This window comes from Bacillus bruguierae (genome assembly GCF_037104725.1).
Classification (GTDB): Bacteria; Bacillota; Bacilli; order Bacillales; family Bacillaceae_G; genus Bacillus_A; species Bacillus_A bruguierae.
This window is the reverse complement of the sequence record NZ_JBAWSX010000012.1, coordinates 55,425-69,780: the sequence shown is the minus strand read 5'-3', so window position 1 is coordinate 69,780 and position 14,356 is coordinate 55,425. Positions and strand designations below refer to the sequence as shown.

The following is a 14,356-nucleotide window of genomic DNA, read 5'->3' as shown; positions in this document are numbered from 1 at the left end:
TACCATACTTTTATGATTTGCCTTCTAATCCTATTTCTTTTTTATAAATAGAGTAAGATTTTATCGTCGGGATAATAGCACCTAATAGCACGATACCTGCCCCAATAAATAGATTAATAGGGTCTTTCAAAAGAGCCGCAGCATATACAAAGAAGCCTGCGATTACCATTGATTTCGAAGCAAATCGATGGTAATCGCAGGCTTCTTTATTCTCTAATGTCCAAGATGTGCGAATCCCAATTAAGTAATTTGGTTTCGTTTGTTGCATATAGTTTCCTAATATAATCGATAGCGTACCAAGTGCAAAATTGACTATTACAGAACCTTTTACATCATAACCTACGGAATGAAGTATACCCAATATGTTAGAACCAAATATGGTGATAAGAATCATATAATTAATCTTTGAAAGGGCCTTAGCAAAGTATTTATACCCTCCTTTTGTTAAATCAATTCTTCTTATGAAAATCCAAACAATATAGAAAAATATCATACTTCCCATCGAAAAAGATATAATGCTTACTTTAGAAAAATATCCGTCTATCTCTCCTTCGATATTGTAATGCCTTGGAATTTGCTCTGGTAAATACGGCCAGGCTATATACCAGCCTATTGCGATTGTAAAAATTAATAGCCATGGAACAATATGTTTCCTCACTTTCCATCCTCCTCTATTCTCCTCTATTCGTAAACGTAAACACCCATGTTAACAAATCTTGAAACACAGTCGTATTTAATGAATACACAACAAACTGTCCTTTTTTCTCATCTTGAATAAGCTCTGCGTTTTTGAGCGCATTTAAGTGATGAGAAATACTCGGCTTTGTCATGTTGAAGTGATCGGCAATCTCTCCTGCTGTTAAGTTTCCTTCTTTTAATAAGTCTAAAATTTTGCGCCTTGTTGGATCTGCTAACGCTTTAAATGCTTGATTCAATGTCTTTCTTCCTTTCATTAATTAGACATTTAGATATTTATCTAAATATTAAATTCATTTCTTAAATTTGTCAATTTCATCACTACTGTACCTAACCGCGGGAGCATCAATACATAGAAAACCAATATTTGGAAGTAAAATTTTCTCAATATCAATTTTGGGAATATTCCATAAAAAATATTCGAAATAATCAATCAATAATTTATAATAACTTTTGAACTCTTCATTGTAATTATAAGTTCTCTATATATCCATTTTAATTTTTCGACATATCAGTCGCCGTTATGCAAAATACAACATAACCGCTACTTACTTTCTCCTTTTGTTTTAAAACTTGCATATAGCAGAAATAAGCCCTGACCGCTTCTATGCATGGCCAGATGCTCTTTTTCATCGAAAAAGAAAAGGGTTTTATGTCAATTTTTTAATTTGGATTTATAACAATAGCATTTCTTATCATTATCATTTGTAATTGTATTCTTATTAAATGAAATAGGGGAGAGACAAAGTATATGAAAAAAATGCTTATTTTTGCTATCACTATTCTTTCGATACTTGTAATCATTACTTTTATCACAAATAAGGAAACAAACAGCGAGAAAACAACAAGTGTAGAAACAATTAATTATTATGAAAATCAAATTACACCAGAACAATTACAACAAGATATTTCAAATCACAAAACAAAAATTGTTTATTTTTACAAGCCAGCATGTCCTCATTGCTCAAGAATTTCCCCAATTGTAGTTCCTTTGGCTAAAAATATGAATATTGATATGCAAGTTATGAATTTAGAAGATTATCCAAATGGTTGGAATATGTTTCAAATAAAAGGGACACCTACAATTATTTCTTATAAAGATGGAAAAGAAATGAATCGAATTTTAGGAGAACAATCTCGAGAAACGTTTAAAAACTGGTTTGAGAATAATAAGTAAAGACGAAAGTTGAGAAATAACGAAATCTTACTTTTATTGTTGTTTTTACCATTTTTTATATGTATTTTATAGTAGAGCAATATATTTTCAGGGGATACTCCCTCATGCTTACCAAGAAAAATTAAATATTTACCTATCTTAGTTTGATAGGCATGAGGGGGAAATCCCCTATTAAACTAAACAAAATATATTAGGAGGTAGGACATGTTTAAAAAGATTGCATTCTCAATAGCTTCAATAGCAGTGGCTGGTTCTGTTTTATTTGCAAATCAGGATATATCCCATGCTCAGGGGTTCTATCCAGTTCAAAAAACTGGTGGTGCAGGCTTGGATCTTCGTAACACTCCAACAATAAATGGTACGCGGACTGAAACAGATATTCCAGATGGGAACAGCCTCTTTTTATACTGCTATGTTAATGGTGAATCCTACTATGGAAGTAAAGTTTGGGATTTGGTACATGATAATTATTGGCGCGGCGATCTAGATTATGGTTATGCTCCTGATTATTTTATTAAAACGGGTTCATCTAGTCCAGTTGTTAGTTATTGTACATTTTAATTATAAAATAAAAAGGGATGAACCAAGCCATGTGGGCTTGGTTCATCCCTTTTTTATTCACATTTTAATCTCTACGGTTTTCAGAGCGCTTACCTCATTATTGGTCGTTTTATCTCGCACTACGTCTGTAGTCACTTTTACATCCTTTAAATCCCCTGGAACTTGTGATAGAAAACAGATTAACGTAAATTTAATTTTTTCTCTTGCTTTTAAGCTCCGCTCTTTCGGATCTGCACTCATTTTATACACATCTACTTGTTCTCCGTTACTTAAAACTAGTGTTTTTATGGGACCTTTCTCCAAATCAAGCGGTTGATCCGAAGTATTTTCTAAAGTGGTTGTTAGTTGAATTGCATTCATTTCCTCTGTATTCAATCCTCGTTCTTCTAAATTATACTTTCCGATATCACTTAATTCTGTGCTCCGTACGATTTTAATTCGCTCCACTTTGATATTGAGCGGTCCTAGTTCAATAGTCGTATTTGGTTCACTCAATTGGTTCAAGACAAACATTCCAAGTGGATGTTGTGCTTTATCCCCTACTTGAGTTAATGGTTCTTTATAAGGCTTAACTTTTACATTCGGTTGAGACGTTGTGGAATTTTTCTCACGATCAGATTTCATTTCTGTCTCTGATTTTGTTTGACTGGAACAAGCAGATACAAATATACACACCCATACAATCATCAAGAAGGAACATGCTTTTTTCATTTATAGACTCCTCTACTATAAAATATTGTTAAGGCATTTAAAGTTCATAAATAATTGTAAATTAATGGTTTGTAATTTTAAATAGATTCATTAGCAATATAGGTACTCTTTACGTTGAGAAAATTTATACATGGGGTACCCTCAACATAATGAAAACGAAGAAAACAAATGTTACACTATATATACACAAAGTTAGAGGAGGCATTTACGTATGTACAAGATTTTAATTATAGAAGATGATCCAAGTATTTCATCTTTACTGCAATCTCACATTCAAAAATACGGTTACGAAGCAGTTGTTGCAGATAACTTTGATGATATTATGGCTTCATTTCATCATACAAAACCACATCTTGTTTTATTAGATGTAAATTTACCAAAGTTTGATGGTTTCTACTGGTGCCGTCAAATTCGTCATGAATCCACTTGCCCAATTGTTTTCATTTCTGCTCGCGCTGGTGAAATGGAGCAAATTATGGCAATCGAAAGCGGTGCTGATGATTATATTACAAAGCCATTCCACTATGATGTAGTGATGGCAAAAATTAAAGGTCAATTACGCCGCATTTACGGTGACTATGCACCAAGTATGACAGAACGTATTGTTGAAGTAGAAGGATTAAAACTATATCCTGAACGACCAGAACTTCATTTTAAGAATGAGCAAGTATTACTAACGAAAAAAGAAGCAATTCTAGCAGAAATGCTTCTATCTAAACATCCTCGTACAGCAGGCCGAGAAGATTTGTTATCTGCACTTTGGGATGATGAAAGCTTTGTTGAAGAGAACACACTAAACGTAAATATTACACGTCTTCGTAAAAAGTTTACTGAGCTCGGAATTGAAAATGCGATCGAGACGGTACGTGGCTTAGGCTATCGGTTAAACGCAACTTGGAGTGAATAGAGAATGAAGTTATTTTTACGTGATCACATTGGCTTTTTACTTCTTTATATTTTAAACTTTGGGATCATCTTCATTTTGTATGATTCCGTTGATGGGTTTAAAAACAATAAATTTTATTTTATTGTACTAAGTTTGTATCTATTCATTTGTTTTCTTGCTTATCGATACGTTCGAAATCGTAGATTATATAAACGACTAAGTGAACTGCCTGACAAAATAGAAGATGCGTTCATTGAGCGAGCAACTGCTCCTATGCCGCATGGCGTAAATGAACTTGTTCGTACACAATATCGTCTATTCCAAAAAGAATTGCAAGCATATGAAGTAAAACAGCAAGAGCATCAAATGTTTATTAATCAATGGGTACATCAAATGAAAACGCCCGTTTCTGTTATGCAGCTAATGGTATTTGAAATGGAAGATGAACATCTTATTCCAAAATTTAAACAAGAGCTAGAAAAATTAAATCAAGGATTAGATATGGCATTATATATGGCACGGTTAAATAATTTCCATGAAGACTTTCATGTAGAAACCATTTCTTTAAAAGACGCGGTCACCAAAAATATAAATAGCTTAAAAGAGCTGTTTATTCGAAACGGTGTCTTTCCTGTTTTAGAAGTGCATTCTGATTTAATGGTTGCTTCTGATGCAAAGTGGCTGAAATTCATTATTTATCAGTTAATGACAAATGCGGTTCGATATTCAGGAGAAAGAGGAAAAAAAGTATTCTTATCTGCTGTTCAAAGCGGAAAAGATATTATTTTAGAAGTGCGTGATGAAGGTGTCGGTATTCCGCAGGAAGATATTCGCCGTGTATTTGAACCGTTTTATACAGGAAAGAATGGACGAATGTTTGGAGAGTCTACTGGTATGGGCTTATATATTGTGAGTAAAATTTGCTCCTATTTAGGTCATTCTGTCAAACTAGACTCTGAAGTTGGCAAAGGTACAAGTATCAAAATTATTTTCCATAATGCTATAAACAAAACAGATGAAGGTTAACTTATAGAAATATAAGTTAAAAAACCGACATAAAAACCTGTTCTTTTTAGACAGGCAAGAACATCTGGCCATGCATAGAAGCGGTCAGGGCCTTTCCCTGCCACATGCAAGGTTTAAACAAAGTGAGACAACAAGTAGCGGTCATTTTTTGACCTGCATAGCAGTGACTTATATGTTAAAAGATCAAAATGAATTTATATAGCTTATAGAAATTCTATGACAAAGTGTATGAGGAATCCTTTCCTCATACACTTTTGCAACATATAAGAATGATTTTAAGACTGAGAGGATAAAAATATGACATTTTGGCAATTTGCATTTAAGAACGTAACACGTAACTCCCGTGCTTATTTTGCCTACTTTCTAAGCAGTTCCTTTTCCATTGCAATTTTCTTTTCATTTGCCGTGTATTTATTTCATCCTCGTTTGCAAAATGCTGACACAACTTCCGGTATCGACACCTTAATGGGGGTATCTGAGGCTGTTATTGTATTCTTTTCATTTTTCTTTTTATTATATTCTACCGGTACGTTTTTAAAGGTTCGAAAAAAGCAATTTGGCGTTTTAACTGTTTTAGGTATATCAAAAAAGCAATTAAAACGACTCATTTTCATTGAGAATATGTTAATTGGACTTCTTTCTATTTTTATCGGAATTCAAGTTGGGATTGTCTTTTCACAACTTTTCTTATTAGTTACAGCAAAAATTACACACATGCCCGGATTATACTTATATTTTCCAAAAGGTGCAATTCTGTTAACAACGTCAACCTTTCTTGGACTCTTTATCTTCGTATCAGCTTTTACCCCTGTGTTAATTCGAACGAGAAAAGCTGTACGTCTTTTAAAAGAAGGAAAAATAAATCAAAAAGAAAAGAAGCCATCCATTATCATTTCCTTGTTTGGCATTTCATGCTTGCTTTCTGGATACACACTAGCAATGTGTCCAAAGTACTTTATGTCACTAGGTGATATGATTGGTGTACTATACATTTTATCTAGTATTTTTTCCATTCCAACACTGGTGGCAGTCGGGACATATTTTTTCTTTTCACAATTTAGCTTTCTGCTCATTCATATGTTGAAAAGAAGACGGAAATTTTATATGAAACGAATTAATTTGCTATGGATTTCTGATTTAGCAAGCCGTATTCGTACAAATATTAATATGCTCTTTGTAGTAACAATGTTGTCTACTCTCGCCTTTACCATGATGACCTTCATATATGGTTTTGGTAAATTCACAAAAACACAAATTGTGAAAGATAACCCATTTCCATTTACTTATCTTTCCTATGATGCTAATCCAATCGCTTCGCAGCATATCGATTGGTTAGAACAGCGATTAAAAGATGAGAAATTTGAATACAAAAAAATAAAAGTAGACTTATATGGTATATCGCTACAAAAAGGAACAAATTCCTCTTATGAAGATGAAGTGTATGTATTAAAACAAAGTGATTATAATCAGTTAGCTACTGCACTCCATCATAAAAAGATTTTCTTGAAAGATGATGAAACGTATGTACTCCCTGGGTACTCTTATGAAATTATAACTGGTAAGTGGGACTACCAAAAACAGTCAATTACTCTTTCTCCAAATTCCTTGAAATTACACGTGCAAGGTATTGGTGATAAAAATGTGATACCCTCTGGAATTATTCCAAATGTACTCGTCTTATCCGACAATACGGTACAATCGCTATCACATGCTATGAAACATATGACGTTATACAATTTCCAAGTACAAAATTGGGAAAATACACATACAATAGCCGCCGCATTCATCGAAAAGCTTTATGCAGATCGCAAACAAATTCATTCTGAAGAACGTTTATATGAAGCTTTTGAAGGAAGCAATCAACTATATGAAACGAAACTACAAAATGCTTCCTTTTTCTTTATTGGTACATTCCTTGGTGTTATCTTCTTTATCGGGGCTGGAAGCGTACTTTACTTCCGTATGTATACAGATTTAACGAATGAACAAGACAAGTATATTGCGATTACAAAAATTGGCTTAACAGAATCAGAAATGAAGCGGTCAGCTACCATTCAGCTTGCTATCTTATTTTTTGTGCCATATATAATGGCTTCCATTCATACGATGTTTGCCGCAAAAATGTGGAAAGGCATAATCAAACTATCCTTGTTTACTGAGGTTAGTGTTGTCCTTATTATTTTTGGAACGGTTGAAATTCTCTTTTTCCTTTTAATTCGTTCATTATATATGCAAAAGTTGTCCCAGCATATTAAACTATAAAAAATATAAGGCAAAAAATCGCTCCCCTTTTTTAGATGAACGAGAGCCTTTGTTCCTGCATAGCAATAGCTTATATGTTGAAAAATTAAAATGGATTTATAACGTTAGAAAGGTGATTGATATATGGAAGAAGTATTACATATTCGAAATGTATCGAAAGTGTATGAGGGGAAAGTCCCTCATACTGCTTTAAAAAATATTAATTTACATGTAGATAAAGGAGAATTTGTTGCGATTATGGGCCCGTCCGGAAGCGGGAAATCAACTTTATTAAATGTTATTTCGACTATCGATTCTCCTACAGCAGGAGAAGTCTTTATTAACGGAAAGCAGCCTCATACGTTTCGCAACGAAAAATTAGCTATCTTTCGCCGGCAAGAGTTAGGATTTGTATTTCAAAGCTTTAACTTATTAGACACATTAACAATTGGAGAAAACATCGTCTTGCCCTTGACGTTAGATAATGTTCCGCTTGCGGAAATGGATGAAAAGCTAGATACTATTTCAAACAAACTCGGTATCGATCATATTTTAAATAAACGAATTTTTGAAGTTTCCGGAGGACAAGCACAGCGTACCGCAGTGGCCCGTGCAGTCATCCATAAACCTTCATTACTGCTTGCTGATGAACCAACAGGAAACTTAGATTCGAAAGCTGCAACTGATGTAATGGAGCTATTTACGAAGTTAAATAAAGAAGAACAAGCGACAATTTTAATGGTGACACATGACCCATTTGCTGCTAGTTATTGCAACCGTATCATTTTTATTAAAGACGGTGAGCTTTATAATGAGCTGCACCGCGGCCTGCACCGCGAAAAGTTCTATCAAGAAATATTAGATGTATTAGCATTACTAGGAGGAAGACGCGGATGAAGTTTTGGCAATTCGCATTACGAAATGTTATCCGTAATGCCAGAGCTTATTTTGCCTATTTTTTAAGCAGCTCATTTTCTATTACGGTGTTCTTTTCATTTGCTGTGTATCGGTATCATCCACGTTTACAACATATACAAAACTATAAAGAAACAGGACCTCTTTTCACTTTAATTGGTTTTACACAATTTGTAATTGTACTGTTTTCTTTTTTCTTTTTGGTGTACTCAATTGGAACGTTTTTGAACGTACGCAAAAAGCAGTTTGGCGTTTTAACGATTTTAGGTATTTCACACAGGCAACTTAAACGACTTATTTTTTTAGAAAATATGATTATTGGGCTTCTTTCTATTTTTGTTGGCATTCAAGCTGGTCTTGTATTTTCTAACTTTTTCTTATTGATTACATCAAAAATTTCAGGTATTAACGGCCTTTATTTATATTGGCCATCAGAAGCAATTCAGACAACTGTAGCGACATTTCTCATACTTTTTACAATTGTATCTATCTTTACACCTGCTTTAATTCGAACACAAAAAATCGTTCATCTTCTAAGAGGAGGAATTCGCGGAAAGAAGGAGAGATCACCTTCCGTTATCATTTCAATTTTTAGTTTACTATGTCTATTTTCTGGTTATATTTTTGCAGCTTATCCACAAAGCTATATAACAGAAAAAAGTTTAACAAACGGGATTGGTCTACTCATTATTCTGGCCATTATTCCTCTCGTTACAATTGGGACGTATTTTCTATTCTCCCAGGCTAGTTTTCTTTTCATTTGGATATTAAAAAAGCGTCGACGCTTTTATATGAAAAAAACGAATATGCTATGGATCTCTGATTTAGCATCACGCGTTCGCATCAATATTAATATGCTTTTTGTAGTAACAATGCTATCTGTAATAACTTTTACGACTATCACAACATTATATGCTTTTAATAAATACACAAAGGCTTCTATACTAGAGGCATTTCCTTTTCCATTTACTTATGTATCTTACGAAGGAAATATTTTAGAAGCAAAGCATATTGCAGCATTAGAAACAGAATTACGTACAGATAAATTTACTTACCAAAAGCATAAAGCAATTATTTATAAAGATAAGGCTGCTAATGAAGAGATTTGGATTATAAAGCAAAGTGACTATAATATTCTTGCTAAATTTCTAAACCGTCCTCAAGTTCAATTAACGGGACATGAAACATATATAGTTCCAAGATATTCACCAATACCATTAGAGCTATTAACAAATCCTTTTCTTAAACAAACAAAGATTACGTTACAATCTAATAAAAAAGAATTTCATATAAAAGAAACAGCTACCAAACCGATTATACCGGAGGACGCTTATGCTTACTTGATCGTACTGCAAGATCATGCTGTCGACAACGAAATTCCACATCTCGAACCAATGACGTTTTATAATTTTCAAGTGGATGATTGGGAAAATACAATGCCGCTTACAAAGCGTATTTTGCATATGACCACAGAAGATATAAAAAGTGTTTCTCCACATACAGATCAGCAGGGAGAACAAGATAAGAAGGTTCCTTTTCAAATTTTTACATCAAGTGATGAATTATATGTTGATAAACGCTGGAACGTTGCCAACTTCTTTATCGGTACATTTCTTGGCATTATTTTCTTCATGGGAGCAGGAAGCGTTCTTTATTTCCGTATGTATACCGATTTAACTAGAGAAGCCGAAAAATATAAGACCATTACAAAGATTGGATTAACAAAAGCCGAAATGACATGTTCAGCAACCATTCAATTAGCAATTCTATTTTTCGTTCCTTATGTTATCGCTTCGATTCATACAATATTTGCAATTAAATTCATACAAAGTACACTTTCTTTTTCTTTATTAAAAGAAGAAATTTTAATATTAGGTCTCTTCGGCATTATTGAAATCATCTTCTTTTTCCTGATACGCTCGTTTTACATTCAAAAACTGTCACAACATATTAAGCTGTGAATAAAATAGCCCTGTGCTCTGCACAAGGCTATTTTCAATAGTTTTTAGCTTATTAGCAACAAAAGCCGCCGCCATAACCGTAGCCTGGATAACCACCACCATAACCACCGTAACCACCGCAGCCACCAAAGCAGCTAGCGCCGATAATGATTAACAAAATAAATAATACGATTAAAAGCGCAAAGCCATTGCCGTGACGATGCCCATGTCCATGTCCATGTTCGCAACTTTCACCCATTACTCTTTTCCTCCTTTAATAAAAATCCTTATTCTTTGTCGGATCCTTTCAGTGGATTCCATTTATCCTATGTTTAGGACAAAAATAAGAAGCTTGTTCTTTTTAAAAACAGGCTTGTTCTAATATAAGATCTTATAAGATTCCAAACAGATCCCGTAGTAAAAACTCCCATGAAGAATTTCGAAAAAAGATGAAGATGGAACAATCCATGGTAACGCTCCAAAAAGTGCAGTAGATTAAAAAGTAAGAGAAAGTATTTTCAGCTAATAATGCTATTTCACACAAAAAGAGCGGCGATATGAATGACGCCACTCTTTTATATACGCTGTGCAAACAACCGGCCTTCTCGTAAAATATGACGCTTCAACTCGCTATCGGACAATGTATTCAAATGAACCGCATCTACTTTTCCCACTCCGCTTAGCTCTTCCATTAATTGAAACAAAAGCCATTGAAACTCACCTACTGAAATATGCGTTGTCTCAATCGCTATATCATAATCTGAAGAAGGTGTTGCTTCTTTTCTGGCATGAGATCCGAAAATGTATGCCACTTTTACAAATGGTGTTTCTAATAAACGATTTTGTATATGACGCAGCACCTGTTCATGCTTTTGCATATGTTCACCTCTCACATACAATGCATTGTTTCGTTATCTCTTCTAGTCTTGTCCGGTTTATGTTATATCCAAACCCAGCTTGCTTAGGAACAATAATTTTCCCATGTTGCAGCGTTGCTTCCGGCGAGATAATATCTTGCTCCCAATGTCTTTTAGAAGCAGAGATATCACCGGGAATTGTAAAATTAGGCAGCGATGCGAGCGCAATATTTTGCGCCCGGGAAATTCCCATTTCTACCATGCCCCCGCACCAAACAGGAATACGATGCTGCTGACAATAATCATGGATACGAATGGATTCTGTTAATCCGCCAACTCGCCCAGGTTTTATGTTGATGATACGGCAACTCCCAAGTCTTATGGACACTCTTGCATCTTCTAAACAATGAATGCTTTCATCTAGGCAAATGGGCGTTTCAATTTGCTGCTGCAAACGGGCATGATCAAGAAAATCATGATCTGCTAACGGCTGTTCAATCATCATTAACTCAAATTCGTCCAACCTTTGTAACTGCTTCATATCCGCCAGCGTATAGGCAGAATTGGCATCTGCCATCAATGGAATAGTTGGAAACGCTCTGCGAATTTCGTGAAGCAAAGCATAGTCATTGTCTGGTTTAATTTTCACTTTAAAACGTTTATACCCTTCTTCAGCGTATGTTTCAATCCATTTTAACATATTAGGAACTGTATCAAGGCCAATCACTACACCAACTTCAATCTCCTGTTTTACACCGCCAAGCAGCGCGGCAAGCGATTGATTCTTGCGCTTTGCATACAAATCCCATAATGCACCCTCGATTCCTGCTTTGGCCATATTGTTGCGTTTTATATGTTGAAAAAGAGACGTAACATCAGAAGGATGGGAAAGCTCCTGCTCAAATAACACCGGCAACAAAAAGTCTTGCAGCATATGAAACGCCGTTACGACTGTTTCTTCTGTATACCAAGGCTCCGAAAAAGCGACCACTTCGCCCCAACCGCTTCGTCCCTCTTCATCTATTAGTTCTATCACAATACTTTCACGCTTTTTATACGTCCCATAACTTGCAGCAAATGGAATAACGAGCGGCATTTCTGTTACATACAGCATTGCCTTTGTAATATGCATTTATATCTCCTCCGCCAGCTGCCGCAATTCACGGCGCAGTAATTTCTTAGAAGCATTGCGCGGCAGGTCAGAAAGAAAATGAACCTCTTTTGGCACTTTATATCGTGCAAGTTTATCTTCACAAAAAGCAATGAGTTCCTCTGCCGTTATCTCTTTTGATTTCACAACGAATGCGACAGGAACTTGTCCCCATCTCTCATCACTTACTCCAACAACTCCCGCTTCCAAAACAGCAGGATGCATAAGTAAGACTTCCTCAATTTGCGCCGGGTATATGTTCTCTCCGCCGGAAATAATTAAATCACTGCGGCGATCTAGCACATAGAGAAAACCATCTTCATCTAAGTGGCCAATGTCTCCCGTATGTAACCAACCATCGTGAATACTCGCTCTCGTCGCCTCTTCACGATTGAAATAACCACCCGTTACATTCGGCCCCTTCACAACAATTTCCCCGGCAGTTCCTACACTAGCTTCCCTTCCACCTTGTTCAATGCGAAGCTGACATGGGAATAGTGGTTTTCCGGCTGAACCAACTTTCGTTAACATATAATCAGCGGCCAATGTACAAATTTGCGAAGACGTTTCTGTCATACCATACGTTTGATACACCGGAATCCCTTTTGCGACGCACGTTTCCAAAAGAGGTCTTGGAGCTGGCCCTCCGCCAAGCAATACGCAGCGAAGAGACGGTGAATATGTATCTTCTTGCAACCGTTCTAATAAATCCGTCAGCATTTTAGATACAACGGAAATCATCGTTACACCTCTTGTTTGCAGCGCTTCATGAATAAAATCCGGGTCATACTTCGGAACAAGTAACACCCTCATACCATACATAATATTCTTCATTAAAAGCGATAATCCGCCCACATGGAAAAACGGTAAACATGCTAACCAACAGTCATCATCACGAAGCCCTAAATTCAGCGAAGAGCCAACTGCACTCCACCAATGGTTCCCGTATGTAAGCATCACACCTTTCGGTTTTCCTGTCGTGCCTGACGTATAAATAATCGTCATCGTTTCTTCTAAAACAAACTCATTTTGCACGGTTCCCTTTTCTTTCGGCAATGCTGCAAGCTCTGTAAACAAGTAGACAGGTACTTGCTCTCCCTCAAACTCTTCATCTGTAAGCAAACAAGACACCTCTGCGTCCTCCATTTGCCAAAGTAGCTCTTCTCTTGAAAGACGTGTATTCAGCAAAACAGCGACTGCCCCTATATAAGAAAGAGCATGAATCGCAATCACCATCTCCATACTATTTTTCATCAGAACAGCCACTTTTGTTCCCTTTTTCACTTGTAAATAAGCAAGATGTTCACAACATAAAAGCACCTTCTCATGAAGCTGCAAAAACGTATACGTACTTTCTCTCGTTTCAATCGCGGTGCGCTCCGGTGTTAAAAAAGCACGTTGCATAAGCCAATTAGGCATTCTCTCCATATTATGTTCTCCTTTCAAAGAATAGAAAGCTAACATATAGCTCTAACTCTGTTCCTTCACGTATAACTATATATACAAGTTAAAAAACGACATAAAAACCCATTTCTTGTTAGAGGAGGGCCGAGAGCCTCTGGCCGTACATAGAAGCGGTCAGGGCCTTTTCCTGCCCCATGCAAAGTTTAAAACAAAGGGAGAAAGCAAGTAGCGATTATGTTATATTCGCATAACCGTGACTTATATGTCGAAAAATTAAAATGGATTTATATAACGTTACTTCCATATTATCTATCTCTTACTCCTATAGCAAATGTTAGCTCTTTGCCTAATTATGTTCCATTCTTCTGAAGTATCTTTATTAATTCAACTATATCATCCATAAAAATATCTATATTTTTTACACAATGATGATTACATTAAGTTCATCTATAAAATTTTATTCTTTTAAAATTTCATTTTGCATTTCAATACTATTTTATTTCCCGCTAAACAATCTCAAACTTTCAAAAAAATGACAATTTTTACCCCCAAAAAGGACTATTCTTTTTCTACAATAGAATCTATAATAGAACACAGTATTATATATATTCATATTTTTCTATTTATTCATAAAGATACTTTTATGTACGAACAGCTCTATGTATAACCAAATACACAAAGTTTAACGTTGTTCAAAAGGATGCAACTAATAATACTACTTTCATTTTTACTAAATACTTGCATCTAAAACTTTCAAAAAAAGACTATTATTTTTCTACAATAGCATTTATA

General features: G+C 35.3%; 14 protein-coding genes. 7 read left to right on the top strand and 7 right to left on the bottom strand.

The genetic code is table 11. From position 1 onward, the window contains the following. Positions 1-10 precede the first annotated feature (10 nt). Both WAZ07_RS18430 and WAZ07_RS18425 read right to left on the bottom strand, forming a co-directional pair. Entirely contained in the window at positions 11-658 is a 648-nt protein-coding gene (locus WAZ07_RS18430) for an SdpI family protein (protein ID WP_336473605.1), read from the bottom strand. Positions 659-671: 13 nt separating this feature from the next. Further along, positions 672-935 (bottom strand): autorepressor SdpR family transcription factor, encoded by a 264-nt coding sequence (locus tag WAZ07_RS18425; protein ID WP_090916650.1) that lies wholly within the window; start codon positions 933-935, stop codon positions 672-674. 512 nt (positions 936-1,447) lie between these two features. On the opposite strand from WAZ07_RS18425, the gene WAZ07_RS18420 reads away from it, so the two are divergent. Both WAZ07_RS18420 and WAZ07_RS18415 read left to right on the top strand, forming a co-directional pair. Next, a complete protein-coding gene (locus WAZ07_RS18420; RefSeq protein WP_336473604.1) occupies positions 1,448-1,873 on the top strand; it encodes a thioredoxin family protein in 426 nt (141 codons plus the stop codon). 204 nt (positions 1,874-2,077) lie between these two features. Then, positions 2,078-2,434, top strand: a complete 357-nt coding sequence (locus WAZ07_RS18415) for a hypothetical protein (protein WP_336473603.1) — start codon at positions 2,078-2,080, stop codon at positions 2,432-2,434. Positions 2,435-2,491: 57 nt separating this feature from the next. Here WAZ07_RS18415 and WAZ07_RS18410 read toward each other — a convergent pair whose 3' ends face one another. Next, on the bottom strand, positions 2,492-3,145 hold the full coding sequence (locus tag WAZ07_RS18410) for a hypothetical protein (protein ID WP_336473602.1): 654 nt from the start codon (positions 3,143-3,145) through the stop codon (positions 2,492-2,494). A gap of 211 nt (positions 3,146-3,356) precedes the next feature. Here WAZ07_RS18410 and WAZ07_RS18405 point away from each other — a divergent pair, with 211 nt between their 5' ends. The 5 genes from WAZ07_RS18405 to WAZ07_RS18385 all read left to right on the top strand — a co-directional run bounded on the left by WAZ07_RS18405 (position 3,357) and on the right by WAZ07_RS18385 (position 10,174). Then, positions 3,357-4,052, top strand: a complete 696-nt coding sequence (locus tag WAZ07_RS18405; RefSeq protein ID WP_336473601.1) for a response regulator transcription factor — start codon at positions 3,357-3,359, stop codon at positions 4,050-4,052. A gap of 3 nt (positions 4,053-4,055) precedes the next feature. After that, the gene (locus WAZ07_RS18400; protein ID WP_336473600.1) at positions 4,056-5,057 is read left to right on the top strand and encodes a sensor histidine kinase; all 1,002 of its coding nucleotides are present in this window, start codon (positions 4,056-4,058) and stop codon (positions 5,055-5,057) included. Between the two features lie 297 nt (positions 5,058-5,354). Next, the gene (locus WAZ07_RS18395) at positions 5,355-7,319 is read left to right on the top strand and encodes an ABC transporter permease (RefSeq protein ID WP_336473599.1); all 1,965 of its coding nucleotides are present in this window, start codon (positions 5,355-5,357) and stop codon (positions 7,317-7,319) included. A 123-nt stretch (positions 7,320-7,442) separates the two neighbouring features. After that, positions 7,443-8,195 carry an ABC transporter ATP-binding protein gene (locus tag WAZ07_RS18390; protein ID WP_336473598.1) on the top strand — a complete coding sequence of 251 codons (753 nt, stop codon included), beginning with the start codon at positions 7,443-7,445 and terminating at the stop codon, positions 8,193-8,195. After that, on the top strand, positions 8,192-10,174 hold the full coding sequence (locus tag WAZ07_RS18385; RefSeq protein WP_336473597.1) for an ABC transporter permease: 1,983 nt from the start codon (positions 8,192-8,194) through the stop codon (positions 10,172-10,174). The genes WAZ07_RS18390 and WAZ07_RS18385 overlap by 4 nt, the downstream gene beginning before the upstream one ends. 52 nt (positions 10,175-10,226) lie before the next feature. Here WAZ07_RS18385 and WAZ07_RS18380 read toward each other — a convergent pair whose 3' ends face one another. The 4 genes from WAZ07_RS18380 to WAZ07_RS18365 form a co-directional block, all read right to left on the bottom strand. Further along, positions 10,227-10,412, bottom strand: a complete 186-nt coding sequence (locus WAZ07_RS18380; protein WP_336473596.1) for a YjcZ family sporulation protein — start codon at positions 10,410-10,412, stop codon at positions 10,227-10,229. Positions 10,413-10,728: 316 nt separating this feature from the next. Next, positions 10,729-11,031 carry a nucleotidyltransferase family protein gene (locus WAZ07_RS18375; RefSeq protein WP_336473595.1) on the bottom strand — a complete coding sequence of 101 codons (303 nt, stop codon included), beginning with the start codon at positions 11,029-11,031 and terminating at the stop codon, positions 10,729-10,731. A gap of 4 nt (positions 11,032-11,035) precedes the next feature. After that, entirely contained in the window at positions 11,036-12,142 is a 1,107-nt protein-coding gene (gene menC, locus WAZ07_RS18370; RefSeq protein ID WP_336473594.1) for an o-succinylbenzoate synthase, read from the bottom strand. Beyond that, the gene (locus WAZ07_RS18365; RefSeq protein ID WP_336473593.1) at positions 12,143-13,588 is read right to left on the bottom strand and encodes an o-succinylbenzoate--CoA ligase; all 1,446 of its coding nucleotides are present in this window, start codon (positions 13,586-13,588) and stop codon (positions 12,143-12,145) included. It abuts the gene before it with no gap. Between the last annotated feature and the right edge of the window lie 768 nt (positions 13,589-14,356).

What these genes read in the sequence shown, in the direction of transcription:
- WAZ07_RS18420 (WP_336473604.1), top strand. Translation starts at nt 1,448, where the DNA reads ATGAAAAAAATGCTTATTTTTGCTATCACTATTCTTTCGATACTTGTA.
- WAZ07_RS18415 (WP_336473603.1), top strand. Translation starts at nt 2,078, where the DNA reads ATGTTTAAAAAGATTGCATTCTCAATAGCTTCAATAGCAGTGGCTGGT.
- WAZ07_RS18410 (WP_336473602.1), bottom strand. Translation starts at nt 3,145, where the DNA reads ATGAAAAAAGCATGTTCCTTCTTGATGATTGTATGGGTGTGTATATTT.
- WAZ07_RS18405 (WP_336473601.1), top strand. Translation starts at nt 3,357, where the DNA reads ATGTACAAGATTTTAATTATAGAAGATGATCCAAGTATTTCATCTTTA.
- WAZ07_RS18400 (WP_336473600.1), top strand. Translation starts at nt 4,056, where the DNA reads ATGAAGTTATTTTTACGTGATCACATTGGCTTTTTACTTCTTTATATT.
- WAZ07_RS18395 (WP_336473599.1), top strand. Translation starts at nt 5,355, where the DNA reads ATGACATTTTGGCAATTTGCATTTAAGAACGTAACACGTAACTCCCGT.
- WAZ07_RS18390 (WP_336473598.1), top strand. Translation starts at nt 7,443, where the DNA reads ATGGAAGAAGTATTACATATTCGAAATGTATCGAAAGTGTATGAGGGG.
- WAZ07_RS18385 (WP_336473597.1), top strand. Translation starts at nt 8,192, where the DNA reads ATGAAGTTTTGGCAATTCGCATTACGAAATGTTATCCGTAATGCCAGA.
- WAZ07_RS18380 (WP_336473596.1), bottom strand. Translation starts at nt 10,412, where the DNA reads ATGGGTGAAAGTTGCGAACATGGACATGGACATGGGCATCGTCACGGC.
- WAZ07_RS18375 (WP_336473595.1), bottom strand. Translation starts at nt 11,031, where the DNA reads ATGCAAAAGCATGAACAGGTGCTGCGTCATATACAAAATCGTTTATTA.
- menC (WP_336473594.1), bottom strand. Translation starts at nt 12,142, where the DNA reads ATGCATATTACAAAGGCAATGCTGTATGTAACAGAAATGCCGCTCGTT.
- WAZ07_RS18365 (WP_336473593.1), bottom strand. Translation starts at nt 13,588, where the DNA reads ATGGAGAGAATGCCTAATTGGCTTATGCAACGTGCTTTTTTAACACCG.